The 25011-nt window shown below is 69.9% G+C and carries 26 protein-coding genes and 2 pseudogenes; 13 read left to right on the top strand and 15 right to left on the bottom strand.

Annotation, left to right across the window (positions count from 1 at the left end):
• Positions 1–60 precede the first annotated feature (60 nt).
• The 8 genes from LIP_RS04095 to LIP_RS04060 all read left to right on the top strand — a co-directional run bounded on the left by LIP_RS04095 (position 61) and on the right by LIP_RS04060 (position 6588).
• On the top strand, positions 61–1254 hold the full coding sequence (locus LIP_RS04095; RefSeq protein ID WP_068134721.1) for a multicopper oxidase domain-containing protein: 1194 nt from the start codon (positions 61–63) through the stop codon (positions 1252–1254).
• A gap of 29 nt (positions 1255–1283) precedes the next feature.
• Positions 1284–2273, top strand: a complete 990-nt coding sequence (locus LIP_RS04090) for a multicopper oxidase domain-containing protein (RefSeq protein ID WP_068134717.1) — start codon at positions 1284–1286, stop codon at positions 2271–2273.
• Positions 2274–2402: 129 nt separating this feature from the next.
• Positions 2403–2600 (top strand): PLDc N-terminal domain-containing protein, encoded by a 198-nt coding sequence (locus tag LIP_RS18825; RefSeq protein WP_068134715.1) that lies wholly within the window; start codon positions 2403–2405, stop codon positions 2598–2600.
• Positions 2597–3499, top strand: coding sequence for an ABC transporter ATP-binding protein (locus tag LIP_RS04080; protein WP_068134711.1), 903 nt, complete (start codon positions 2597–2599; stop codon positions 3497–3499). Before LIP_RS18825 ends, LIP_RS04080 begins: the two co-directional genes overlap by 4 nt.
• A complete protein-coding gene (locus LIP_RS04075) occupies positions 3496–4257 on the top strand; it encodes an ABC transporter permease (RefSeq protein WP_068134709.1) in 762 nt (253 codons plus the stop codon). The genes LIP_RS04080 and LIP_RS04075 overlap by 4 nt, the downstream gene beginning before the upstream one ends.
• Before the next feature lie 95 nt (positions 4258–4352).
• Positions 4353–5495: a DUF7309 domain-containing protein gene (locus LIP_RS04070; protein WP_068134704.1), complete on the top strand. Its 1143-nt coding sequence runs from the start codon at positions 4353–4355 to the stop codon at positions 5493–5495.
• Positions 5496–5643: 148 nt separating this feature from the next.
• The gene (locus LIP_RS04065; RefSeq protein ID WP_068134701.1) at positions 5644–5919 is read left to right on the top strand and encodes a hypothetical protein; all 276 of its coding nucleotides are present in this window, start codon (positions 5644–5646) and stop codon (positions 5917–5919) included.
• Between the two features lie 3 nt (positions 5920–5922).
• Positions 5923–6588, top strand: a complete 666-nt coding sequence (locus LIP_RS04060; RefSeq protein WP_068134698.1) for a nucleotidyl transferase AbiEii/AbiGii toxin family protein — start codon at positions 5923–5925, stop codon at positions 6586–6588.
• Between the two features lie 113 nt (positions 6589–6701).
• Here the strand turns inward: LIP_RS04060 and LIP_RS04055 are convergent, their stop codons facing one another.
• Together LIP_RS04055 and LIP_RS04050 are read right to left on the bottom strand one after the other, a co-directional pair.
• Complete coding sequence (locus LIP_RS04055; protein ID WP_068141489.1) at positions 6702–7463, bottom strand: SDR family NAD(P)-dependent oxidoreductase; 762 nt, start codon at positions 7461–7463, stop codon at positions 6702–6704.
• Positions 7438–7875, bottom strand: a complete 438-nt coding sequence (locus tag LIP_RS04050; RefSeq protein WP_068134695.1) for a MerR family transcriptional regulator — start codon at positions 7873–7875, stop codon at positions 7438–7440. The genes LIP_RS04055 and LIP_RS04050 overlap by 26 nt, the downstream gene beginning before the upstream one ends.
• Before the next feature lie 218 nt (positions 7876–8093).
• Between LIP_RS04050 and LIP_RS04045 the strand changes: the two genes are divergently transcribed.
• A complete protein-coding gene (locus tag LIP_RS04045) occupies positions 8094–8957 on the top strand; it encodes a flavin reductase (RefSeq protein WP_068134692.1) in 864 nt (287 codons plus the stop codon).
• Between the two features lie 26 nt (positions 8958–8983).
• Positions 8984–10333 (top strand): plasmid pRiA4b ORF-3 family protein, encoded by a 1350-nt coding sequence (locus LIP_RS04040; RefSeq protein ID WP_068134688.1) that lies wholly within the window; start codon positions 8984–8986, stop codon positions 10331–10333.
• A gap of 27 nt (positions 10334–10360) precedes the next feature.
• Here the strand turns inward: LIP_RS04040 and LIP_RS04035 are convergent, their stop codons facing one another.
• The gene (locus LIP_RS04035) at positions 10361–11644 is read right to left on the bottom strand and encodes an SDR family NAD(P)-dependent oxidoreductase (protein WP_068134685.1); all 1284 of its coding nucleotides are present in this window, start codon (positions 11642–11644) and stop codon (positions 10361–10363) included.
• Between the two features lie 219 nt (positions 11645–11863).
• On the opposite strand from LIP_RS04035, the gene chrA reads away from it, so the two are divergent.
• From chrA to LIP_RS04020, 3 genes are all read left to right on the top strand, one after another.
• Positions 11864–13123 (top strand): chromate efflux transporter, encoded by a 1260-nt coding sequence (gene chrA, locus LIP_RS04030; RefSeq protein ID WP_082725832.1) that lies wholly within the window; start codon positions 11864–11866, stop codon positions 13121–13123.
• A gap of 164 nt (positions 13124–13287) precedes the next feature.
• Entirely contained in the window at positions 13288–13491 is a 204-nt protein-coding gene (locus LIP_RS04025) for a hypothetical protein (protein WP_068134683.1), read from the top strand.
• A 120-nt stretch (positions 13492–13611) separates the two neighbouring features.
• Entirely contained in the window at positions 13612–14052 is a 441-nt protein-coding gene (locus LIP_RS04020; protein ID WP_082725831.1) for a helix-turn-helix domain-containing protein, read from the top strand.
• A 272-nt stretch (positions 14053–14324) separates the two neighbouring features.
• Here LIP_RS04020 and LIP_RS18340 read toward each other — a convergent pair whose 3' ends face one another.
• The 12 genes and pseudogenes from LIP_RS18340 to LIP_RS03965 form a co-directional block, all read right to left on the bottom strand.
• Entirely contained in the window at positions 14325–14594 is a 270-nt protein-coding gene (locus LIP_RS18340) for an ABC transporter permease family protein (RefSeq protein WP_068134679.1), read from the bottom strand.
• 433 nt (positions 14595–15027) lie between these two features.
• The gene (locus LIP_RS04010) at positions 15028–16197 is read right to left on the bottom strand and encodes a carbohydrate ABC transporter permease (protein WP_068134675.1); all 1170 of its coding nucleotides are present in this window, start codon (positions 16195–16197) and stop codon (positions 15028–15030) included.
• Positions 16175–17458 carry an ABC transporter substrate-binding protein gene (locus LIP_RS04005; RefSeq protein ID WP_068134672.1) on the bottom strand — a complete coding sequence of 428 codons (1284 nt, stop codon included), beginning with the start codon at positions 17456–17458 and terminating at the stop codon, positions 16175–16177. The genes LIP_RS04010 and LIP_RS04005 overlap by 23 nt, the downstream gene beginning before the upstream one ends.
• A 7-nt stretch (positions 17459–17465) precedes the next feature.
• Entirely contained in the window at positions 17466–19436 is a 1971-nt protein-coding gene (locus tag LIP_RS04000; protein ID WP_068134669.1) for a bifunctional YncE family protein/alkaline phosphatase family protein, read from the bottom strand.
• Positions 19420–20124, bottom strand: a complete 705-nt coding sequence (locus LIP_RS03995; protein ID WP_068134667.1) for a YncE family protein — start codon at positions 20122–20124, stop codon at positions 19420–19422. The genes LIP_RS04000 and LIP_RS03995 overlap by 17 nt, the downstream gene beginning before the upstream one ends.
• A 167-nt stretch (positions 20125–20291) precedes the next feature.
• Positions 20292–21473, bottom strand: coding sequence for a winged helix DNA-binding domain-containing protein (locus LIP_RS03990; protein ID WP_068134662.1), 1182 nt, complete (start codon positions 21471–21473; stop codon positions 20292–20294).
• 71 nt (positions 21474–21544) lie between these two features.
• Entirely contained in the window at positions 21545–21808 is a 264-nt protein-coding gene (locus tag LIP_RS19450; protein ID WP_068134653.1) for a hypothetical protein, read from the bottom strand.
• 34 nt (positions 21809–21842) lie between these two features.
• Positions 21843–21953, bottom strand: a pseudogene (locus LIP_RS20350) (hypothetical protein); the annotation flags it as partial.
• A 119-nt stretch (positions 21954–22072) separates the two neighbouring features.
• A complete protein-coding gene (locus tag LIP_RS20345) occupies positions 22073–22723 on the bottom strand; it encodes a PKD domain-containing protein (RefSeq protein ID WP_144440595.1) in 651 nt (216 codons plus the stop codon).
• Positions 22635–23216: pseudogene (locus LIP_RS20340) on the bottom strand (RCC1 domain-containing protein); the annotation flags it as partial. The pseudogene LIP_RS20340 and the gene LIP_RS20345, both read right to left, overlap by 89 nt.
• Positions 23217–23538: 322 nt before the next feature.
• A complete protein-coding gene (locus LIP_RS03970; protein ID WP_068134644.1) occupies positions 23539–24009 on the bottom strand; it encodes an RCC1 domain-containing protein in 471 nt (156 codons plus the stop codon).
• Entirely contained in the window at positions 24009–24938 is a 930-nt protein-coding gene (locus LIP_RS03965) for a PorV/PorQ family protein (protein ID WP_144440312.1), read from the bottom strand. The genes LIP_RS03970 and LIP_RS03965 overlap by 1 nt, the downstream gene beginning before the upstream one ends.
• Between the last annotated feature and the right edge of the window lie 73 nt (positions 24939–25011).

Below are 25011 nucleotides of genomic sequence, written 5' to 3'. Positions count from 1 at the left end.
TAGATGGGCTACTCTCACGGTCGTAGCGCTGGACGCGGCGAACGGCAGGGGGGCATGGGCATGACGGAAGAAGCGATCACGACCCAGGTGCGCACCGTGGACCTGTGGGCCACGGACGGCTTTGTCAGCATTCCTGACGGCAACAGCCTCTATGTGTGGGGTTTCGCGGGTGCACCGGACGTTCCGGCCCAGTTGCCCGGTCCGACCCTGGTCATCGACCAGGGGGACGAGGTGGTCGTCAACCTGACCAACCGGCTCGCGGAACCGGTCTCCCTCCGGTTCCCGGGTCAAGAGGAGGTCATGGTCCTGGGAGACGGGGGTTGGGAGCCGGCTCGGCCCCAGGACGCGGGAGGCAGACGGGTCTCCTTCATGCCCGCGGCTTTGCCCGGCCAGACGATCACCTATCGGTTCGTCGCCGCCCGTCCCGGAACGTACCTTTACGAGAGCGGGACCGATCCCCACCGGCAGGTGCCCATGGGGCTGTACGGCGCCATCGTCGTCCATCCGGCCGACTATGACCCGGCGACCAACCGGACGGCGTACGGAGCGGGAACCGGTACGGAGTACGACCGCGAGTACCTGATGATCTTCGGGGAGATGGATCCCGAATTCCACCGGGCGGTCCGGCTGGGGCTGCCGCATGACGTCAAAGCCCGCCGTCCTCGTTACTGGACCCTCAACGGGCGCTGCGCCCCGGACACCCTGGCCCCGGATCGGGTTCCTCAGTTGCCCAACCAGCCCTACGGGACGCTGATCGAGATGGAGCCCGGGGAGCGGGTGCTGCTGCGGTACGCCGGCGCGGGGGTCGACGGCCACCCGATCCACCCCCACGGGAACCACACCCGCCTGGTGGCCCTGGACGGCCACCTCCTGCGGAACGGCGCGTCCGACCTGTCCTACAAGCGGTTCACGGTGCGGGCGGGCGCCGGCGAGACCTGCGACATGATCTTCGAATGGACCGGCCTGGAGTTCACCCCAGCCAACCCGATCCCGACGGTCCTACCCAACCTGCGCAACCTGGTGATCGGCGCCGACGGCTGGACCTACTGGAGCGGGAGCGCCTACCTGGGCCACAAGGGGGATCTCCCCGTGGGCGTCACCTCCTTCAACCGGATCAGGGAGCATTACATCATCCTGCACTCCCATTCCGAGTTTCAGATGACCAACTGGGGTGAGCACCCCGGCGGGATCATGACGTTCATCGCCGTCTACCCCGCCGGCACCCTGGGGCCGGACGCTGGGGTGCTGGCGTAGTTGACCATCAGACTGAGGAGAGAAACGACGTGCCTGCGACGGTGATCAAGCACATCTGGGCCAAGGCCGGGACCATCGCGATGCCCGGCGCGGGTGGTCCGGTGTCCATCCCGGTGTGGGGGTACGCCATGGACTCCTGTCCGTCCATGATCCCCGGCCCGACCCTGGACGTGACCGCGGGGGACACCCTGCAGGTGGTTCTCCACAACACTCTGGCGGAGCCGGTATCGATGATCTTTCCCGGCCAGCCCCTCGTTCCCCGGTCGGAGGAGGACGCCGGCGACCGGTGGGTATCCTTCACGGCCCACGCGGAACCCCAGGATTCGGTGGCCTACGCGTTCCAGGCGGCGCGTCCGGGCACGTACCGGTATGAGAGCGGCACCCACCCGGAGCGGCAGGTGCAGATGGGGCTCGCCGGCGTGCTGATCGTGCGGCCGGCGGGGCTCGACCCGGTCGACCCGGCCACCTGGACGGCCTATGGGACCGGCACCGGTTCGGAATACGACGTGGAGCGCGTGCTGGTGCTCGGGGAGGTGGACAGTCGGCTGCACCACGCTGTCGCCTCCGGCCTGCCTCACGACCCGCTCGATTACGCGCCCGATGGGTGGATGATCAACGGGCGGGCCTTCCCCGACACGTTGGCGCCCGACAACGATTCGAGCCAGCCCCTGGGCGCGCGCGTCACCGCCACGACCGGGCAGCGCGTCCTGCTGCGCTGCGTCAACACGGCCTTCTATCCTCATGCGCTGCATTTCGGCGGCCTGTCGGTCCGGGTGGTGGCCGAGGACGGCTACCCCCTGAGGACGCCGGCCCTGGACGCGACCTATGAGAAGCATACGCTGACCCTGGCGCCCGGACAGACCTGTGACGTCATCCTGACGGCTCGGGCGCCGGGGGAGTACTACATCTTCGACCGCGACCTGTACCACGCCACCAACGAGGGGGAATTCCCTGGCGGGATGATGACGCGGTTGGAGGTTGTCCCGCGGGGCGACCTCCTGGGCTCCCGGCACGCCTGATCCGCCGTCACCAGGCCCAAGATCGATCGATCCACCCGAACGCCCGGGCCCCGGATGCGTTGATCCGTATGGAGGCATGTGAAGGCTGGGGCGTTCCGGGTTGCGTCCCACCCCGAAGGAGGGCACGGCATGGAGATCCTGAGGCTCCTCTGGCCGCTGGTGGTGGTGGAACTGCTGCTCAAGGCCTACGCCCTGCAGGACCTCGCGAAACAGGAGCCCCGCGCGGTGCGCTGGCACACCCGGTGGGTCTGGGCGCTGGTGATCCTGCTGGTGAGCACCCTGGGGCCGCTGGGCTACCTGCTCTGGGGAAAGGTGGAGTCGGCGTGACGCGGGAGGCGCTGGTCGAGTTTCAGGAGGTGGAGAAGCGGTACGGGGAGGTCCGGGCGCTGGACGGGCTGAGCTTCGGGGTGCCCTCCTCGGGCTGCCTCGGCCTCCTGGGGCCCAATGGGGCCGGCAAGACCACGGCCCTCAAGAGCCTCCTGGGGCTCACCCGCATCGACGGCGGCGCCATCACCAGCCGGGCGCGCCGCATCGGATACCTCCCCCAGCAGCCGGGGCTCTTCGGGTGGATGACCGGGCGCGAGTACCTGGAGTTCGTGGGTGCCGCCGTGGGAATGCCGTCCGGCGAGCTGAAGGAGGCCGTGCCCCGCTGGCTCCGGCAGGTGGGTCTGGAGGGTGCGGGCCGCCGGCGGGTGGGCGGCTTCTCGGGCGGCATGAGGCAACGGCTGGGCCTAGCCGCCGCCCTGCTTCACGAGCCGGACCTGGTGGTGCTGGACGAGCCGGTCTCGTCCCTGGACCCGGTGGGCCGCCACGAGGTGCTGAACCTCATCGGCGAGATCAAGCGGGAGCGCTGCGTGATCATGTCCACCCACATCCTCGACGACGCCGAGCGGGTCTGCGACGAGGTGGTCATCATGCGGGACGGGCGGGCGCTGCTGCAGCGTACGATGCCTGAGCTCCGCCGGGAGGTTCCCGCCCGCTACGAGGTGGAGCTGGCGGGGACGGACGGGGAGCTGGAGCGGGTGCAGGCCGTCTTCTCGGAGCAGCCGTGGGTCCAGGGCTCCTGGGTGGAGGGCCCCACCCTGGTGCTGGCCCTCACCGGCGACGAAGAGGCACCCGAGGCGATGCGGACCCTGGCCTCCCTCCCCCGGGTCTCGGTGCTCCGGTTCGCCAAGAGCAAGGCTTCGTTGGAAGACGTCTTCCTCCGGGTGGTGAACGGCCGGTGAACCTGGGTGCCCTTCTGCGCAAGGAGTGGCTCGACGCCCTGCGCACCCACAAGCTGCTCTTCCTGCTGCTGGCCCTCGTCTTCTTCGGCGTGAGCCAGCCGCTCGCGACCCACTTCATGCCCCAGATCCTGCAGATGTCCGGGCTGCCCGAGGGCGCGGTCATCGAGATCCCGCCGCTCCCGCCGCCGGCGATCCTGGGCCAGGTCTTCGACCAGTACCGGCAGCTCGGGGTGCTCTTCATCATCCTCGCGGCCATGGGCGCCGTTTCCCGGGAAATCGAGCTGGGCCAGGCGGCGGTGGTCCTCACCCTGGGCTACTCCAGGGCCCGGTACCTCCTGGCCAAGTGGGCGGTGCTCGGGCTGGTGGTGGTGGGCTCCGTGGTCCTCGGCACCGTGGCCGCGGCGTACTACACCCAGATGCTCTTCGGCCCCCTCGCGTGGGGGGCGGTGCTGGTCGCGGCCCTCTCCTTCAGCCTGTACGGCCTCTTCATCCTGGGCTCCACCCTGGTCTTCAGCTCGCTCCTGAGCAGCCAGATGGGCGTGGTGGCTGCCTCCATCGCGGTGCCCATGGGGCTCAGCCTGGTGCCGCTCTTCCGCCGTGCCCTGGCGGGCTGGCTTCCCGTCCATGTGGCGGACCTGGCCAAGGTGGCCCTGGCCCAGCCGGTGCCCGGCCTCTGGAGGGCCGCCCTGGTGACCGTAGCCTGGACCGGCCTGGCCCTGTTCCTGGCCCACGCAGCCCTGCGGCGCCGAGAGGTGTAGCATCCACGGGGTGACGTGCCCCTCCCCCCGCCCTCCCCACCTGGAAGGGATTCCCCAGCAGGCTGGAGTAGGAGGGCGGGAGGGAGGGACGGCCGGTGGCGAAGACGTCGAGCAAGGGCAAGCTAGATCCAGACCTTTGGCGGCTGCTCTTGGACGCAGCGCTGGAGTTCGCCGAGCTCGCGCCCTGGCGGTGGCTCTGGGATGCACCCGCCTTCGGCGTGCAGGACCCGGTGTCGGGCGAGGTCTTCTTCTGCAGCGTTCTCGGGAGGAACGGAGAGGTCTTCGGCCTGCTCGCCTTCCCCGGAGCCGAGGGGTTCTGGACGTACATGCAGATGGGTCGCGCGGAGCCGCTGAGCTCCATCGAGTTCGAGGCTCGCATCGCCTGCGGCCGGTATCTCTCCTTCGACCTGGGCTCCCGCGACGAGGTGAGCCCTGAGGAACGGGCGCTTTACCGGGATCTGGGTTTCTCGTTCCGAGGTAAGCAGGCCTGGCCTGTCTTCCGCTCCGCGGAGCCCGGGTACTTCCCGACACGGCTGAACGAGCAGCAGGTGCGGCTCTTCACGACCCTTCTCCGTCAGGCGACGTTCCTTGCTCAGGAGACCCGGGAGCAGCCAGCCGCCCAGGACCGGTGGATGATGGAACGGGAGGACCCAGGCTCGGGGGCAGCCACGTACAGGGTCATGACCCTGATACCGCCCGGCCGTGCCCGTGTCCCGTCGGCTGGGTCTCAGCACGGCCCGAAGGGTGTATCCAGTCAGGATCCGCGCGGCGAAGACGACGGCCGGTGGACCCGAGGGTGGGCCCAGGTCTCCCCTCGAGCACCGCTCCCTCTACACTTCCCCGTGGACCAAGCCCGCGCGCAGAAGCTGCGGAAGTATCTCAGGCAGGCGGCCACAGCCTGGGAGATGGACCTCTGGCCGCTGCCCATCCAGTTGGGCGAGCGCGGGACGCCGCCCCGGCACGCCTTCGCGGCCCTTTGTGTCGATCGCGACAACGGCCTCGCCCTGAACGCGGAGGTTTCGGCTGCCACCGAGGTCTTCAACATGACGGACTTCCTTTTCACCACTGTGGAACGAACGCGCGCGATCCCGGGACGCATCATGGTCCACCGACGGGACGTCGCGGCCGCTCTCGCCCCGGCTGCCGAAGCCTTGGGGACCAAGGCGGTGGCCACCCGATCGTTGAGGGTCCTGAGCAAGTTCTACGAATCCCTGGAGGATCGGCTGGGGGGGCCGTGAACGGATCCACGACCGGCACAGGCAGAGCCCCCCCGTTGACCTGAGTGGCCTCACCATACTACACTCGGCCCAGATGCTCGGCGGCACGCCGCGAGGCCGGTTCTGTCGAGATCACGTGGTTCCGGCGGAACACCGGAGGTGAGAAACGGTGGCGCACGTCTCGGGGCGAGTGAGGCTGCCCCTGCACCTGAAGTGGAGCGGACCCAGGGAGTACGACCTGGATGACCCCGCCGACAGGCGTCGGGTGTACGAGATCGTGCTGCGCGAGGGCCGGTCGGAGGACGTGCGAACGTACATCGATCCCGGCCAGCTCCTCACCATGTGGAAGGAGCTCGTGCTACCCGCGAACGTGCGTGCGGCATGGCGGGACTACTTCGTCTTGAAGCGAGGCATCGATCCAGAGGCCCCAAGGGGCGGTGTTTAGGGGATGCTGTCACCCTTCCAGGAGCGCCTTGCACGTCTCTTCCTGAGCATGCCCGAGGCTCAGGACTTTGCCCTGGCCGGCGGTGCTGCGCTGGTCTTCCGAAATGATGTCTCGCGCCAGACCCAGGACCTCGACTTCTTCACGCCCGTGGTCGAGGAAGTACCGGCGGTCTTCCACCGCTTTGCCGAGCTCCTCGCCGAGGTGGGCTTGGATTTCCAGGTGATCCACGCGTCCCCTTCGTTCGCACGCCTCCGTGTTCGCGAGCCCGCGGGCGAAGAGGCTCTCGTAGACATCGGCTACGACTACCGGCTCATGGAGCCCGGGGAGACCCCCATCGGTCGCGTCCTGCAGGTCGAGGAACTGGCAGCGGACAAGCTCCTCGCCCTCTTCGGCAGGGCGGAGGCTCGCGACTTCGTAGACGTCTACGTGCTGGCCGCCAGGTTCGGGATCGATGCGATGATGTCGTGGGCACGTCAGAAGGATCCCGGCTTCGACCCGCACGTTCTCGCCGTCATGATCGGCCATCTGGACCGCCTGCGGCGAGAGGAGTTCGACGTCGACGAGCAGGATTTCGGTGCCCTTCGCGCGTTCTTCGCCGAACTCCGCGCCTCGCTCATCCATCAGTCGCTCGGGCGTGCGGGCACGGCTGACGACGCTCCTGACTCCTAGAGAGAGGTCCATCCGGACCACTAGTCTCGCAAAGCAGCTCCCAAGGTTCAGCGTGGCAACCAGCGAACCCCCTGGGAAGCACCACCAGTCGGAACAGTCTCCCACTCCCGGGTTCACGCGACACTCAACCCGCCATCGACGCAGAGAACCTGCCCGGTAACCCACGCGGACCCGGGGTTGGCGAGCGCGACGATCCATGCGGCGACATCGTCGGGCTCACCCCGGCGGCCCAGCGGGACCTTCCTCGCCTCCTCGTTCTTGATCGTGTCGGTGACCGTCGGTGGCAGACCAGAGGCAGCGAGTGCGGGGGGCTCCGTGGGGCCCGGCGCCACGGCGTTGACCCGCACCCCGTGAGGAGCAAGCTCCAGGGCCCAGCAGCGGGTCAGATGCTCGAGGGCCGCCTTGCTGGCAGCGCAGTGGCCGATCATGGGAGATGCCTTATGCCCGAACGTGCTGGACACGTTCACGATGGAACCCCGGGTGACCTTGAGGTGCGGCACCGCGGCCTTTGCCAGGAGGGTTGGCCCGAGCACGTTGGTCTCGAACAGTTTCTGTACGAGCCCGGTGGTCACCTCTTCCAAGGGGCCGCGGCTGAAGACACCCGCGTTGTTCACCAGCACGTCGATCCGGTCCCAAAGCTCGAGGGCTGTCGCGATGACCGTGGCCGCATCGTCCTCCCGCCGAACGTCGGCCGTCACCCAGGCCATGTCAGGGCGACCCGCCACTGTTTCCGCGAGCGCATCGGCACGCCGGCCGGCAACGAGGACCTTTGCCCCTGCCGAGTGGAAGTGAAGTGCCGTCGCCCGCCCGATGCCGGAGCCTCCCCCCGTCACCACGGCGACCTTACCCTCAAGCCCCCGAGAGGTCTTCTGCATCTGCAGCGCCACTCATCCTCCGCCTCCTTGCATGGGTTCGCTCGGTGCGCTGCCACGCTCGTCGGGCCTCCAACCGGTCGACCTGCTCGACGAGGTGCTTCCGGAGCACGTGGAGCTCTCGGATGCGCGCGTCGACCGCTTCAAGCTTGTGGCGGTACAGAGCGATGGCCGTCTCGCACGGCCCGCCGGCAGGCCCCGGTCCGCCGAAGCAGTGGGACAGCGGGCGAATACCGTCAAGGTTGAAGCCCATGCCGAGAAGGGCCCGGATGTGCCTGACACGCTCCACGGCAGCCTCGTCGAACTCACGGTACCCATTGCCGCGCCGGCTCGAGTGGATGAGTCCCGTCCGTTCGTAGTGCCGGAGGGACCGCACACTCGCTCCGGTCCGCCGCGCCAGCTCACCAATGAGCAACGCCACTCACCTCCCGACCTTGCAGGTCTCCCTGTTCATCATAGAGCCTGACACCAGTGTAGGGGTCAAGGTCCTTTCTGGCGGACGTTTAGAGACGCCCGGGTTGGCCGCGATCCTAGGCCTGTTGCCCGAGCATGCACCCGCGGCGAAGGGATACCCCATGGCGAAGGCGGTCGCGACGGGTTCTGATGAGCAGCGTGTTCGGAAGGAGGATTCGGATGACTTCCGAGAAGGTCCCGTTGGTGTTGGACAAGGATGCGTGGCACCCCTCCGTGCTGCCCGGCCAGATCGTCCTCGTGTCCACCGTCGACTCGGACGGCGAGCCCAACGTGGCACCCAAGAGCTGGATCACCATGGCTGCCTTCGCAGGTCCGATTCTCGCCTTCGGGTGCAACAAGGAGCACACGACCTACCGCAACGTTCTCGCCACCGGCGAGTTCGTCGTCAACATCCCCGGGGAACCCCTGGCCGACCGGGCCTGGGAGATGGCTCGCCATCATGGGCTCCAGCGACTGGAGAAATCCGGTCTCACCCTGAAGCCCGCCGCGAAGGTGGCCGCCCCCATGGTCGAGGAGTGCCGTGCCCATCTGGAGTGCGTCCTCGACAGCGTGAAGGAGTTCGGCGATGAGGTGCTGATCTTCGGCCGTATAGTGGCGGGGAGCATCGACGCCTCCTGCCTGGAGGGAGGCCCGCCCGAGCAGTACTTCGCCCTCAGGCCCATCTTCTTCTTGGAAGAAGGGTACTACGGCTCGCTGGACACCGCCAAGCGCGCCGGGGCACCGTGGCCTACGGAGCAGGCCCACTTCGTGGTCGCCATCGGGCGGCACGACGACGTGGTTCGAGAGACCGTGGAGCACCACGTGGAGTACCTCCAGACCCTCCGGCGGAGGGGCTCCCTGTGGATGGCCGGCCCGTCCTCCACCCAGGAGACCGCTGCCGCGAACCTGCGCCTGGGCGACCTGAGCGGCATGTACGTGCTGCGCGCCTCAAGCCTCAAGGCGGCGGAGGCCGTGGTGCAGCAGGACCCTCTGGTGGCGGCCGGCGCCCCCGTCTCAGTCCGGGCGTGGACCCGGACCTTCTGACCCGTAGATTAGGAGGTTTCTCGAACGTGCGCTACCGCGAGTATCAAGACGACCTCCTCGATCTCCTGCTGGAGCAGAGCGCGCCAATCTCCCTCGACTCGGTGCTGGAGGAGATCCGGCAGCGCCGTGGGAGCAGCCGCACCAGCCGCTCCTCCCTGGACAGGGCGCTGGAGCAACTCCACCTGCGGTGGATCGTGCGGAAGGACCGGCTCGTCCCACCTTGGCCGGTGCTGGACGGTATCCGGCTGCGCCTGCCGGTGACCGACCGGATGTTCCACTACCAGGCGATTCCCCTCGACTCGGTTCTCGATCTCATGCTGTTCTACCGAAAGGGCCACAGGGATACCCCCGTCCGGTTCGTGGGGCCTTCGACCAGGCCGCTTCAGGGCGTCGAGACGCGGGCGACCCGCGGTCGGCGGGAGCCGGCCGACGATGACGATCTCGTCCCCGGATGGGTCGGTTTCCAGCCGCCAGCGGGAGCCCGCCTTCGCCCCGACGATTCGATCGTCGTGACCCTGCGCATTGGTGCAGGTGAGGTGGTCATCGACGTGGAGCCAGCGGAGGATCGGGACGACGAGCGTATCCGCCGGCAGGACGAGGAGTGGGCCGAGGTGCTGCGGGCGTACGTCCAGGAGGAGGAGATCGTGCCCTACGCGGCGGCGATCCTCCACAGCCTGCCCGACCTCTCCTGGTCCAGGGAGTATCCCGCGAGTCCTCTGGAGCACCTGGCCTATCATGATCCCGAGTTGCTCTTCCTAACCGACGTTCCGTCCCCGACCGGCCGATTCGGTCTGGTCGCCTACGGGCCCGCCTGCCTGTTCAAGTCGGACGAAGACACGAGCGCGGTCACCCTGGTGCGTGCGGGCCGCACGCGGGTCCAGTGGCGGGTGAAGCCCGGGCAACCCGGGGTCCCGATCGCCCAGGAGTTGACCCAGGCCAGGGCCCGCAAGGCAAGTGCTGCCATAGAGGAGGCCCCTGCTGGCGTCTACCGTTTCCGCGTCACCCTGACGGGATACGGCGTCTCGCGGGTGGTGGAGCTTCCCGCCGGCGAGCCCCTCGACAAGCTCCACGACGCCATCCAGGCAGCTTTCGACTGGGACTGGGACCACGCCTACGCCTTCTTCATGGATCGCCGGGGATGGCGGAGCAAAGACGCCTATTGGAGCCCCGGCTCGGAGGAGTTCCCGAGCACGCTGGATGTCACACTGGATGAGCTCGGGTTCGAGCCGGGACAGCAGTTCCAGTACCTCTTCGACTTCGGCGACGAGTGGTGGCACAACGTCCGGTTCCTGGGCGCGGTGCCGAGGGAGCCAGGCGCCACGTATCCCCGCGTCGTCGGGAGCCGCGGCACGCCGCCGCCTCAGTACCCGGAGTGAAGGGTCCAAACGCCCGTATGTGCAGCTCTACATCGGCCGTGTTCCAGCCCGCTCAACCGCCGCCTGCAGGGCCCGAACGATCTCTTCCCGCTCGGCCATGGTTCGCCCAACCTCGGCCAGCATGGCTTCGTCTCGGGTGAAACGAGCCGTCTGGGCGGGGACGCCGTGGAAGTAGCCGGCCAGACCGGTCAGCCAGCGGTGCAGGTCCGGGTTACCGGGCGGGGAGTCGCTGGCCGCCATCTGCTCCGCTAGCCTCTCGGCCAGGGCCACGGACTCCTTCACGCCCAGGCCCACCTGTTTCTTGAACCCCTGCCGGGCCAGCGTGCGGGCGAAGACGGGCAGGCGTTCGAGCTCCTGCGCCGTGGCCGTCAGGGCTGTGTGGAGCCGGCGGGCCAGTAGGGCCGGGGCCGCTCCTCCTTCCCCCTTCGCCGTCTTGCGGCCCCTTTCCACCCCCGGCTGGTCCGAACGCACCGCCTGGGGACCGTCTTGATGCACCGGCTGGGCAGGCGGGCCGGACGGCCGCGCCAGGTGGCCGTAGCCGGCCTCTTCCAGCACGGTGTAGCCGTCCACTTGCTCGCCGTGATACCGGGACGCCGCGCCCCGTGCCAGCAGCACCGCCGCCAACGCCGCGTGCGGTGCGGGCATGGCCATGGCCAGGAGCTCGTCGGGCGCCATGCCGATGCGCGGTGCGAGATCGCGGGCGGCCACCCGCAGGCCGGGCGTGTCGACCATGCCCGGCGCCAAGGCGACCACCTTGACATCCTGCTCGCCCACCTCCGCCGCCAGGGAGCGGCTGAACCCCGCGATGCCCTGCTTGGAGGCCACGTACGCAGAGAGGTGTGGCATGGCGTCGGCGGAGACCATGTTCACCATCGTGCCCCGACGCTCGACCAAGTCCGGCAGGAAGGCCCGGGCGCAAAGGAACGTCCCCCGCAGGTTGACGGCCATGACCCGGTCCCAGGTAGCGGGGTCCATCTCGGACACGGCGACCACCGGGCAGTGGATGGCGTTGTTCACCAGGAGGTCCACCGGTCCGAAGGCCCGGTGGGTCTCCGCCGCCAGTCGACCCACCGCCTCCGCGTCGGCCACGTCGCAGGGCACGAAGAAGGCCGACCCGCCCTCGGCTCGAACGCTCGCCTCGACGTCGGCGCCCGCCGGGGAAAGGTCGGCGATCACCACCCTCGCCCCCAGCCTGCCGAGCAGCAGCGCGAGCGCCCGTCCGATCCCCCGCGCCGCCCCGGTCACCACCGCTACCTGGCCCGCCAGCGTACCGGCGGGCAGGCCGAATCGCTCGTCGCCCTCCGCATCCATCGCTTTCCCTCCCGCGTCCCTCTCCGGCCAGCGCAGCCAGCCTAACGCTGCCTTCTCCACTGCCATGCCGGCCCCTGCCCCCCGAACATGGACGGCCTACCAAGTCGTGATGGTCTTCACAACAGAGAGCCATCAGAATGGCAGCGGCGACGACCTTCGGCCCGCCCCAGGGCCGCGGCCTGCAGCTTCAGCCTGGCGCCACGCACGAAGGGGGACGCCATGACCCGAGATCGCCCGCCAGCGACCTACACCCCTGTCGCGGCCCCTGCCACCCCTGGCTCCGTGCCCGCCGGCAGCCGGCTTCCCGTGCTCCTGGAGCTCCTGGGCGTCACGCTTCGTCTGGGCCTCACCTCCTTCGGCGGGCCCATTGCCCACTTGGGCTACTTCCACCAGGAGTACGTGGTGCGCCGCCGCTGGCTCGACGAAGGACGGTACGCGGACCTGGTGGCCCTCTGCCAGTTCCTTCCCGGTCCCGCCAGCAGCCAGGTGGGCATCGCGGTGGGCATGCTGCGGGCAGGCCTCCTGGGCGGGATCGTCTCATGGCTGGGCTTCACCCTCCCCTCCGCGGTGGCGCTCGCCCTCTTCGCCCGGACGCTTCAGGGCGCCGACATCACCGGCAGTGGGTGGCTCCGGGGACTCCTGATCGTGGCCGTGGCGGTGGTGGCCCAGGCGGTCTGGTCCATGGGGAAGAGCCTGGCCCCCGACCGGGAGCGGGCCACTCTGGCCGTGGCCGCCGCCGTCGTCACCCTGACCTGGCCCTCAGCCGTCACCCAGGTGGCGGTCATCGCCGCCGCGGGGGTGCTGGGGTGGGCGCTCCTGCCGAGGGACGAGACCCCGGGCGGTCCTGCGGCCACCGCCGCGACGGGCCTTCCTTCCCGCCGCGGCGCCCTGGTCGCGTCGATCCTCTTCTTCGGACTGCTGGTGGGGCTGCCGCTTCTGCGGGCGCTCACGGGGATACCGGCGCTTGCGGTGCTGGAGAGCTTCTACCGGGCCGGGAGCCTGGTCTTCGGCGGCGGGCACGTGGTGTTGCCGCTCCTGCAGTCGGCGGTGGTGCCGCCGGGCTGGGTCAGCGACGCTCAGTTCCTGGCTGGCTACGGAGCCGCTCAGGCCGTGCCGGGGCCGCTCTTCACCTTCTCTGCGTACCTGGGCACGGCCATGGGCGGGTGGGCGTACGGGGCACTGGCCCTGGTCGCCGTTTTCCTTCCCTCGTTCTTTCTTGTCGCGGGGGCTTTGCCGTTCTGGGAGGGCCTCCGGCGCCGGGCGGGCATCGCTGCTGCGTTGCGGGGCGTCAACGCGGGGGTGGTGGGCATCCTCCTGGCCGCCCTCTACGAGCCCATCTGGACCAAGGCGATCCTGGCGCCGCCGCATGTCGCGCCGGCCTTGGTCGCCTTCGCCCTGCTCTCCTTCTGGAAGGTGCCGCCGTGGGCGGTGGTGGTCTTCTCGGCCCTGGTGGGAACGCTGCTCCCCCGCGTCGAGTGACCCGTTCCCCGGGCCCAGCGTGCGGGAAGGGCCGCCACCGTGTCGCAGGTCCAGTGGCCTTGCCGCCGCGCCGGCTGCATCATGGCCCCCCTACCACCCTGCCCGCCGGAAAGGTATGCCCGCCGCGCCCGCCGGCACATCTTACCGCAGGGAGGGATCGGATCATGTCGGATCGAGGCCCCAGCAACGCCCCCAACACCCGCAACCCTGGGCGGCCACCCCGCAAGCCGGCCCGTCTGGACACGTTCGCGGACGACCTCCACGACCTGGAGCTATCGGGCGGGCATGAGGAGATCGCCGAGGACCTCGGGGTAACCGATCGCAAGGAAGCCCGCTCCTTGCGGAAGGCCGGCCGCGGTAAGAAGTAGCGACGCCATCGGCGAGTCGCCGGCTGGTACAGGCACATCGACGGTCATCCCGTTCGTTTATTGCGTTTAGCGGCGCGCTGTGATACGATGGGTGCACCACGGAACAGGAGATGACGTCGAATGGTAGCGACCACCAGGGGGGCGGGTCGCGGGGAAAAGCAACAGCTCCAGCGCTTGAGGGAACTGCTTGCGACCGCTGCCACTCGCGGCGCGACAGCCCGTCTGTCTTCTGATGACGTTGAGGGCGTGGAAGTTCCCAGAGTGCTTCTGCAGCTCATGGCCCGGGGTGCCGAGTTGCTGGCGGGTGGATATCGTGCAGCGGTGGTCGAAGTGGAGAAAAGCTTGACGACCCAGCAAGCCGCGAACATCCTCGGCATTTCCCGGCCGCAACTGATCCGGCTCTTGGAAGGTGGGAGCATCCCCTTTCACAAGATAGGCTCGCACCGGCGCGTGCGCGTTCACGACCTCTTGCGCTACAGAGATCAGCTGATGAAGACGCGTCGGAGGAGCTTGGCCAGAATCACAGGCATGAGCGAGGACCTCGGCCTCTATCACGACTGATCGGCCAGTCGGACTATGGCCCTGCTCGTGGTGCTCGACGCATGCGTTCTCTATCAGGCACCTCTACGCGACTTGCTGCTCAGGCTCGCGGAGAAGCGTGTCTACTCGCCGGTATGGTCTCCGGATATCCTCAACGAAGTCCGTTGAAGCAGCAGGCTGCAGATACCCGAAAACCGCGTCTGTCGCCTGCAGAGGTGCTGGACAAGCTCTCTCTGGCCGTCCCGGGGTTCGTGACGCACGTAAGGCCGATGCTAAGGCGGTCTGTGGTCCGCCTACCACCGGCGGCCACCCACGCTGTCCCTGAGGAGGGCTCTCCCAAGCACCCCCGCCGCCCCCACCGCTAGCGGGGCCAGGAGGAAGAGGGTGAGCGCGGCCACCAGGCCAGGATCGGTGGTGTTCCTGGCCCCCAGCGTGGAGATGGCTAGAGGCAGGGTGAGCACCGCCCGCCCCCGGGTCACCAGCGTGGGCAGGGTCTGCTCGCCCCAGCTCACCAGGAAACCCCACGCCCCGGCCAGCGCCAGGCTCCCCCCCAGAAGGGGCAAGAGCACCCCTCGGGTGAAGGGGCGCCAGCGTCGCCCCGTCCATGGCCGCCGCTTCAGGCAGCTCGGGCGGGAGCCGGCGAAGGGCGAAAAGGCCGATGGCCAGGGCGCCGGGCAGCGCCCGGGCCGTCTCGAGCGCCACCAGGACCGGGGCAAGCCCACCGGATGGCGTGCGGGCCAGGATGTGGAACCATGGGATCGCGAGGACCGCTTCCGGTTGAAAGAGCCCCAAGAGCACCAGCACTGTCAGGACCCGCCGCAAGCCCGCACCCGCGTCCTGGTGGGCGTTGGCGCGCACCCGGCTCAGCCGCCCGCTCAGGACCAGAGCCAGCGGCACGGCAGTGCCGAGGGTCACGAGACCTGCGGCCAGGGCCAGCCCCAGGCTCGTGAGGGTCGCTTGGCCCGCGCCCTGCGTGAGGGCGGCCGAGAGGTTGTCCTAGTGGGCCGGGTCCGGCGTGAGCGGCGGGCCCAGCAGGAGCTCCCGCCGGCTCCGGAACGCGACGACCGCCAGCCAGTAGAGGGCAGGCAGGCTGAGCAGGAAGGGTGTCAGGGCGGCGCCTGCCCCGAGGCCTGCCAGCCACCGGCTGGCCCGCGAGTGCGCACCGGCCGGGCGCGGCATGCTCCCGCCACCTCCCAGGGGAACGGGCTCGCCACCCAGGATGCGGGCAGCGCGCCCCGCCGCGAGCAGCACCGCCCCGCCGGCCACCACGGCCTGAAGGATCCCTGCCGCCGCCGCTCTCCCCCACCACCCCGCGTCGAAGGCCATGCGCAGCGTGTAGACGGAGAGCAGCAGGGTGGCATGGGCGGGGCCGCCCCCGGTGGTCTCCAGCACCACGCCGAAGCTCTGGAGCGACCAGGCCCCGCTCGAGAGGATCGCCGCCGGCAGCACCGGGCGCAGGGCGGGCAGGAGCACGTGGCGCACGGCCTGGGCCGGTGCCGCTCCGTCCACCAGCGCCGCTTCCCACAGGGCAGGCTCCAGGCGCTCCAGGGTTGCGAGGAAGAGGATCGTCACCAGCCCCAGGGCGGCCAGCCCCACGGGCAGGTAGAGGGCGTGCAGGGCCAGGTTCGGATCTGCGAGCCAGGCGGGTGGGGCCCAGGCTGCGGGGGCCCCCGCCCACCGTGCGACGGGTGCCATCACCCGGGCGAGCGCGCCCGCCTGCGGGTGGTAGAGCCTGCCCCAGGCGACCGCCATGGCCACCGGCGGCAGGAGCGCCGGCAGCAGGTTCAGCAGCGCCGCCCAGCGTCGGAGCCGCGCCGGCAGCAGGTAGGCGAGGCAGGCCAGCAGCGCCCCGCCGGCCACCGGCCAGCTCACCGCGTGGAGGAGCCAGAGCCCCGTCCGTCCCAGGCTCAGGCGGAAGAGCGGGTCCCGCAGGAGGTCCTCCACGTTCTGCCATCCCGACCACTCGGGCGACCCCAGCCCGTCCCACCGGTGGAACGCGAGCCAGGCGGTCCAACCGAGCGGCCACCCCAGGCCCAGGGCGTAGAGGGCCAGGTCCGGGCCGGCCCAGGGGAGGGACCGGAGAACCGGCCCTCCCCTGAGCCCCCGGGCATCCGGAACGGCCCGGCTACGACCCGCCGCGGCGCTATCGAACGCGCTCGGCTGCATCGTAGGCCGTCTGGAGCCTGCGAGCGAGCTCCTCGGGCGGGATCATCCCCGCCATCAGCACCTGCAGCTGGCCCTCCATCACCTCGTTGAAGCCCCTGACGGGAGCGTAGTCCAGGCGCAGCCCCCTTTCGGTCTCCTCCAGCAGGTGCAGCCACTCGGCCTGGAAGGCGGCCACGGGTTCGGGCTCCTCCAGCCGGTGGGCCGGGAGGGCGCCCCGGGAGAGCATGAGCGAGCCCGCCTCGGGTGAGAGGAGGTAGTCCAGGAAGTCGATGGCCGCGTCCTGGTTGCGGCTCGACGCCGGGATCACCCACCCGTGGTGCCCTCCGTCCAGGGCGACGGGTACCTCCCCGTCCTCGGCCCGAGGGAAGGCGAAGACGCCCACCTCGATGCCCGTTGCGAGCTGGTTTTCCAGGATGAGCGAGCTCAGCATGCTGGGCGCCAGGGTCATCAGCGTGCGGCCCCGGAAGAAGAGGTCGACGGCCTCCTCAGGCTCGAGCGCGTCGTAACCCCGGGTGAAGGAACCGCTCTGCGCCCAGCGCTGCAGCAACGCCGCGGCCCGCACCATCTCGGGGCGCTCGTAGGAGAAGCCGGGGGCGCCGTCCATGGCCGGCTCCAGCTCCTCCACGGGCGCCAGGGCGCTCACCAGCGTGAGGTACCAGGTGTCCGCCGGCCAGAAGTCCGCGTTCCCGAACTCCAGCGGCGTGAGGCCGGCCGCCTGGGCTCGCTCCAGGATCGCCTCGAACGCGTCCAGCGTGCGGGGAACCTGGAGGCCCCGCTCGTCCCAGAGCTTCCGGTTGTAGAGCACCGCCACGTGGTTCAAGGCGTACGGCACCGCCACCACCCGATCCCCGTAGGTGCGGTTGAAGTCTTCCAGCACGCCGGGGCGCAGGCGCTGGTCCCAGGCCCGCTCTCGGGCGGCGGCGGTGAGGTCCAGGAGACCCCCCGGCTCCTGCAGGGCGGGGAAGCCCGTGAGCCTTCGGTACATGTAGGCCATGTCGGGCAGCGCTCCGGCCGACAGCGCCAGGATCATGTTGCGGCTCAGCTCCCGGTTCCCCTGGAAGAGCACCTCGATTCGGACCCCGGGGTGCGCCTCCATGTAGCGGCCCACCAGCTCCCGGAACCACCCCTGCTCCACCGCGTCGTCCGACGCGTACCAGACGTGCAGCGTGGTGGCTCCCTGGGCCCGGGCCGCCATAGGAAGCGAGGCCAGCGTCAGCAGCATCGCGAGGCCCAGGAGCAGGCCCATGCCGATCGTCTTCATGGCGCCCTCACGACCCCAGCTGCAGCCACTCGACGTCCCCGTCCGGGCCGATCTCCAGCTCCGGCACCCAGTTGCGCCGGGTGAGGATGGGGGTCGGGTAGGGGGCGTCGGGACCCTTGAAGTAGTGCCAGAGGATGCGGTTGAAGAGCTGCTCGGGTTGGGTGTCTGCCAGGGAGAAGTCCATCAGGGCCGAGAGGCGCGCACCGTACGCCCGCTCGTCGTTCTGCTGGGTGAGGGACTGGGCCGGCGTGATCGCCCTGTAGGGCGTCAGGTTCGCCTGGGGCGTGAACGCCTCGTACAGGGGCATGGCCGCCGCGTCGAACTGGGAGAGCGGCGCCGCGCCCAGGATCAGCTCCATGGTGCGAAGCATGGAGACCGTGCTGTAGTGGGTGCTGTCCACGTGGCCCCGCTTCACGTACGGGCTGACGACCAGCGCCACCGTCCGGTGGGCGTCCACGTGGTCCGGGCCGTTCTGGGCATCGTCCTCCACCACGAAGATGGCGGTCTCCGGCCAGTAGCGGGAGTGAGAAACGGCCTCCACGAGAAGCCCCAGGGCCAGATCGTTGTCGGCCACCTGAGCCTCGGGCGTGGGGCGGCCCGATCCCGTGCCCGACGTGTGGTCGTTGCCGATGCGGACGATCATGAACGCGGGAAGGTCTCCATCCCGCTCATAGGCCCGGAACTCCTCCAGGAACGCCTCGATCCGGGCGATGTCCGGGTAGTCCGTGTCGTAGGGCCGGTACCGGGGGGCAATGTGCCCTGCCATGTCAGGAAGGAAGGGCGAGTTCCCCGACACCGGGTAGCACCAGACCTGGCCTTCGGGCGCAACCTTGGGACCGTAGCTGCGCCAGGTGGTGGAGGGGCCGTCGCAGGTGCCTTCCGGCTGCAGCTCCGGCTCCGCCCGTTCCGCCGTGGCGAACTCCCCGTAGACTCGGTAGGTCTGGCCCGCCCGCGCCACCGCGTCCCAGATGTAGCCGGCCCGGGGCTTATCGGGCGGGAAGCCGCTCTCGTACTCGTAGTCGCGTCCTCTCCTGCCCGCGTAGTGCTGCGGCCAGTTCTTCTGGGTGTAGGGGTTGGCCAGGGCGGCGACGGTCCACGGGTGCCCGTCGGCGCTCACCTCGGCGTCGGCGTAGAAGTTGTCGAGCAGGGTGAACTGGCGGGCCAGGGCCCGGTGGTTGGGGGCGGAGCGGTCGTCGAAGTAGAGCAGGTTCGGGTCGCCGTCGCCCCCGAGCAGGTCGCCGAAGACCTGGTCGTAGGCGCGGTTCTCCTTGATGACGTAGATGACGTGCTTGATGGGCGAGGGCTCGCTGAGCCGGTAGGGCACCGGGCGGGCGGGTACCGCGGAGGCCGGCCTCACCCGCCGCCCCTCCAGCTCGTTGAAGCCGTTGTTCTCCTGCACCTGCAGGGTGTAGCGCTGGAGGGTGGGCCGGTCCGGGACGTCGACGATGCTGAGGCTCCCCTGGATCATCGATCCCGTGTACTGGGCCTTGGAGATGGGGCCCTGGAAGTTGGGCCCGGCGGGGTTGGGCCCGGCCCCCAGGCCCTTCATGTTCGTCACGAGCAGCCGGCCGCCGTCGGGTGTGACGGCCACGGCCGAGGGGAACCAGGCGGTGGGAATCAGCCCCCGGGCCGTGAGGGAGTGGCTTTCGGCATCCCACGCCAGCACCGCCACGTCGTTGTTCCCGGCGTTGGCCACATAGACCGTCTTCCCGTCGGGCGACACGGCCACCCCATTGGGCCAGCTGCCATCGGTGGCCCCCTCGTACGGGGTGAGGGAGAAGGTGGTCACCACCGTGTGGTCGGACGTGTCGATGACCGACAGCGTGTCATCGCCCTCGGCGGCCACGAAGAGGAAGCGCCCGGCCGGCGAGAGCGCCATGGCGCTGGGGTGCAGGCCCACCTGCACGTCCGTCACCTTCTGGGGCTCGGCGCTGCCCACGTCCACCACCGAGACGGTGTCCTCACCCCAGTTGCTCACGTAGGCCAGGGTCCTTCAGCACCGCCGCGTAGGGGCGGGCGTGGTCGGTGGTGCCCACGGGGACCGAGGCGACCTCCTGACCGCTGGTCAGGTCGACCACGCTCAGGGTGTGGGCCAGGTTGTTGGCCACGTAGAGGCGATCCTCCTCGGGGCTCAGGGCGAGGCCGGTGGGCCAGACCCGGGTCTTGCCGTCCGGGTCGCTGAGGCTCAGGCGGATGGGATCCCGCTCGGCCCGCCGGAAGCCCGTGCCCGAGGCGCCCCCGTGCTCCCGGTCGTAGACGCGGATCATGTTCTGGCTGCCCGTGCTCGCATACACCCGGGAGCCGTCGGCCGAGATGGCCACCCCCACGTAGAGGGACTCGGGGCGGGGATACTCCAGGGTCTGGATCACCTGGCGGGCGTTGACGTCGACCATCATCAGCGACTGAACACCGGCCCCGCTGTTGACCACCACGGCCCAGGAGCCGTCCTTCGACACCGCCAGGCCCATGGGGCGGTCGCCCACGGGCACCTGCCAGCCCGCGGGGCTGAGGAACCAGTTGTTCGGCGTGATGCCGGTACCATCGGGCCGGGGACCTGCAGGGCGTTCTGCCGGGCTCTCTTCGGCTGCGGCGGGCCCTGCTGCCACGAGGAGACCGAGCAGCATGAGCCCAGCTACGAGAGACCACCACGATCGGAACCGCTTCAACCCGCTTTCCCTCCCTGCGCCGTGCGCAGCGTTGTCCGTCCCCCTCGCCGCAAGGCGAACCATATCCAGGAAAGGTCACCACTGCGTGAGGGGCGGGTAACGCGCGGGTTAAGGCGGGGTGCAAGTGAGGGGAAGGGGCGGTCGTGGGAGCCAGGAACGACTTGTGCCTAGCGGGCGGCCGTGGTGGCAGGCCCGTACCCCACCGCGGGATCCAGGTCCAGGAAGGCGCCAAGGCGTGCACCAGCGTCCTCCAGGCAGCCCCGAAGCTTGCGGTTGCTGCGCCCGAAGAGCGCCACCGTCACCTTCAGGGTGCGCCCGGTCGTCTTGTGGGCCCAGGTACCAATGACGCGGCCGTTCCGCAGCACCACGGGAGCCACCCACCCGGCGGGACGGCAAACGCGCGTGCGATGGCGCCCGTCCAGGAAGAGGGCCTTCTCCTTGTGCCCCAGCAGGTAGGCATCGAAGCTGGGGAGCAGATGGACCCGCTCTTCATCGACAGAGGCGGCGGCGAGGTCCTCCAAGTCGTCCCTGTGGATCCACCCACCTGGAAGATCCTCTCGCAGGCCGTCTCCCACGCTCACCCAGACCAGCTCCTCGCCCCATGCTGCGAAGGCCCGACGCGCCGTCCCTACCCGCACGCCGGACCAGTAGGCGAAGTCCTGCTCGGAGGCGGGGCCGAAGCTCGCGAGGTAGCGAAGGGCCAGCCGGCCCAGGGCGCTGCCGTCGTCGGTGGGTTCGGGGGCGGGGGGCAGCCACCGGTCGGTGCGAACGAAGGTCACCTCCTGGCCCCGGGGCGGGCCGAAACAGATCCGTCCGGCGATGGCCGCGTGCTTCAGGGCCCCTCCCCAGCTGTGGACCATCCACGGCTCCGCCCACGAGCCCAGGCGGCCGATCACGGCTCCGGCGAGCTCTCTCCGCGTGAGCGGCCCCTCCTCCAGGGCTTGGCCGACAGCCTCATCGAGCCTCTGCAATCGTCCTTGGCCCAACCCCTCGCGCCCCATCCAGGCTTCCACGTCGCGCAGCAGATCCGGGCGCAGGGCCCCGACGAAGAGCGGATGGTCCTCTGCGGCCACCAGGTGCAGCGTGCCGCGCAGGGTCCAGGTCTTCACCAGGCGGCGCTCGGACCACAGGGCGCGCCCCACGGCCTCCACCCCGATCCCGTGGGTGCGCACCCCGAGGCCCACCTCGGCCGCGCGCAAGACCTGCGCCTGGATGCCGCAGGCCGCGCGGGCAGCAGAAGCGAGATCAGACGGCCCGGCTTCCCGTTCCCGCGGCTCCACGAGCCCCTGACGGCGAAGCCGAAAGGCGAGAACCTGGTCGGGTGTGGCACGGTGTTCGCCGTCGGTCACGGAAGCGGAACGACCTCCCCGAAGGAGCCCTCTCGGCATCAGGATACGGCGTTCCCCCTGACGACGATGTGTCAGGGTTCACCCGGCGGCACCACGACCATGCGTCCGAGACTCAGTGTGATGCCGTCCTCCAGGACCACCCGGTAGAGGTAGAGCCCCGGCGCCACCGGCCTGCCCGAGGCATTCACCAGAGGCCAGGAGTGCGTGCTCACCCCCGCGGGGACCTCGGCCCTGTGCACCAGGCGGCCGCCTACATCGAAGACGTAGAGCGTACCCGGACGCTCCAGGACGTCCGGGGCCGGAATCGTCCACCGTCCCGTCGCCCAGCTGGCCATCCAAGTTCCACCCCCAGGCCCAGACGTCGCCGATGTCGGCGATCACGGCCAGACTGTGGTAGTCGCCCGCCGCAAGCCGCGAGACGTTTCCCAGCAGACCCGGACCGGTCCCGCCGGCAGCGGCGCAGGGAAGAGCCGTGACCATCAGCAAGACGCTCGCCATGGCCAGAACGAGCACCGGTGCGCGGTGCGCCGAATCCTGCTGAAGCCAGTGCCACAGCCACATGAGTGCCGCACCTCCAGGGAGATCTGCCAGCGCCCCGTTCACCTGAGCACCACCAGCCACTGAACCAGGCTCCGCGTCCCGTCCTCGCCCACCAGGCGGTAGAGGTACCACCCGTTCGCCCGAGGGGCGCCGTCCGAGGCGATCAGGTCCCAGCTGATCTCGGTGGTCCCGGGCGGCACCCGGGTGGACCAGACGAGCTTCCCGGTCGCTTCGTGGACGTAGAGCGTGGCGGCCGTCGGGCGGTCCGGAACGTGGAAGGTCACCGTCGTCGAGGCGGGGTTGGGGCCGTGGGTCGTCTCCCCCGACCCTTCCGCGGCGGTCACGGTGACGGTGTCGGGAGCACTGTCAGCCGTGCCGTCGTTCACCACGAGCTGGACCACGTACGAGCCCGCCACGTCGGGAGTGAAGGATGGTGTCACCGTGTCGGCGCCCGCCAGGGCGGCTCTGCTGCCCGCCGGGCGGGAGGCGAAGGACCAGGCGAAGGTGAGCGGGTCGGCATCGGGGTCTGAGGAGGCGGAGCCGTCCAGGGTGACCGGGGTGCCCACGGGCACCGTGCGGCCGGCACCAGCGTCGGCCGCGGGGGGGCGAGTTGGCTGGGAAGGCGACCCGGACGGGGGTGTACCGGTCGGTGGTGGTCCCGTCGCCGAGCTGGCCCGTACTGTTGTATCCCCACGCCCAGACGGTGCCATCGGACTTGAGTGCGAGGCTGTGGTAACCTCCACCGGCAACGGCCACGATGCCCGTCAGCCCGCTTATCTGGACGGGGGTGTGTTGCTCGGTGGTCGAACCGATCCCCACCTGGCCGAAGGCGTTGTACCCCCACGCCCAGACGGTGCCGTCGGACCTGAGGGCCAGGCTGTGGTCCCACCCAGCGGCGACGTCCACGACGCCCGTGAGGCCACTCACCTGGACAGGGGTCGGGCGGGTGGTGGTGGTCGTCCCGTCGCCCAGCTGGCCCAAGTTGTTGCGTCCCCACGCCCAGATGGTGCCGTCTTCTTTGAGCGCCAGGTTGTGGTAGGAACCGGCGGCAACGGCCGCGACGCCGTTGAGGCCGTCCACCCGGGCGGGGGTGTTCCGGTCGAGGGTGGTCCCGTCCCCCAGCTGGCCGGCGTCGTTGTCCCCCCACGTCCAGACGGTGCCATCGGTCTGGCGGGCGAGGCTATGAAGGTCTCCGGCTGCCACGGCCGCGACACTAGAAGAGGCGCTCGATGCAGGGCGAAGGATCAGGGCAACCCCGAGCATGACCGCAACGCAGGTGACAAGGGTGCGGGCCGCGCGCCGCCCACGGATCGACATCAGAAGCTCACCTCGAAGGAGACCCGGTGCGTCCCGTCCAGCACCGGCGTCGGGTTGCTCTTCCGAAAGAGAGGCTTCCCAGACCCACGCATCATCCCATGACTCCTTCCAGGGCGGCCGGCCTATCTCCGGGCAGACCGCCTCATTACAGACTCGCCAGCACGTTCAGATCCGCGGTCATGCGAGGCGCCTGGGGTCGCCCGAACCCTCACGGGAGCACCACCAGCCTCCCTTGCGACAGGCGGCTGCCGTCCTGCAGCACCACCCTGTAGAGATAGAGCCCCGCCGCCACCCGCTGGCCTCCGGGGTCCGCCAGGTTCCACTCGTGAGCGCTGCTCCCGGCCGGGAGTTCAACCTGGTGAACCTCCCGCCCCAGGCTGTGGCTGCCCGCCGCCGCGACACCCTCGACGCCGGTGAGGAACCCGGCCCCGCCCGGGCCCTGGACGTGGGCAGGCACGTGGTGGTCCGTCGTTGTCCCGTCGCCAAGCTGGCCGTCCCAGTTTGCTCCCCAGGCCCATGCGGTACCGCCGTATCTGAGAGCGATGCTGTGGACGGTCCCTCCGGCGACGGGGTCGACCCCGGATGCAGCGTCTGCGGCAGCACCGAGGACCAGCGCAACCCCAACCGCTGCCGCAACACAGAGGGAAGCGGTGCGCCCCGCGAACCCGCGGATCGCCATCAGAAGCTCACCCCGAAGGAGACCCGGTGCGTCCCGTCCAGCACCGGCGGCTGCTCGTAGGCGTACTGCACCTGGTAGCCGTCGAAGGTGAGGCCGAGCCCCGCGGTGAAGGTGACCCCTTCCTCAGACCGGACCCCCGCCCGCAGGGCGACGAGCTCGCTCACCCGGTACTCGGCCCCGAGCCGGAGGGGTCCGGGCAGGTCCTTGTCCAGCGCCACCACCACGGGCCCCAGCCGGTAGGCGCCGCCCAGGACCACCACCGGGTCGAAGGCGTCGGTGTTGCCGGTGGAGTAGCTCACCTGACCCAGGAGGTTGCGGGCCGTGAGACCAGCCCGGTAGGGGGCTCCCTCGGGCACCCAGAGGAGCCCCAGATCGAGGGTGAACCCGGAGCCCGAGACGGCCTCGATGGTCTGACCGTAGTACTTGATCGTCGCCCCCAGGTCCACGGGCCCCACCGTGCGGGCGTAGGAGCCCAGGAAGAGCTGCTCGCCCACCTCGAAGCTCGAGCCCGTCTCGGTCCCGAAGGCGTCGGTGTACGGAATGTCGCCCACCGAGTAGGTGAGAAAGGCGCCCCCGAAGCCCCTCTGCGCGTACCCCAGGGCGAAGGTGCTGAAGAGCCCCCCGTACTGGCTGGCATAGAGTGAGGTCACCTGGTGGCCGTCCAGGTGGGCGAGGCCTGCAGGGTTGTAGTACAGCGCGCCGGCGTCGTCGGCCAGGGCAGTGAAGGCGCCGGCCATGCCCAGCGGGCGGGCGCCCAGGCCGAAGGCGGTCAGGGGGGCGGTACCCGTGGGATCCTGCGCCAGGGCAGGAGCGCACACCCAGGCGCCGAGTACGAAGAGCGACACTACCCCCAGGAGGGTGCGGCCCCACGACGTGACACACCGGTGTCCCCGGACCTTGCGAAGGGTGAAGCTCGCGCGTCCACGCATTCTCTCACCACGGCTCCTTTCAAGCCGACCCGCGCACCGTCAAGGCCTGGAGGCGCCCCCTGGCGGGGGCGCT

The organism is Limnochorda pilosa, from assembly GCF_001544015.1.
GTDB lineage: Bacteria > Bacillota > Limnochordia > Limnochordales > Limnochordaceae > Limnochorda > Limnochorda pilosa.
Note: the sequence above shows the minus strand (reverse complement) of the source record. Positions and strands in the feature narration are given on the sequence as shown.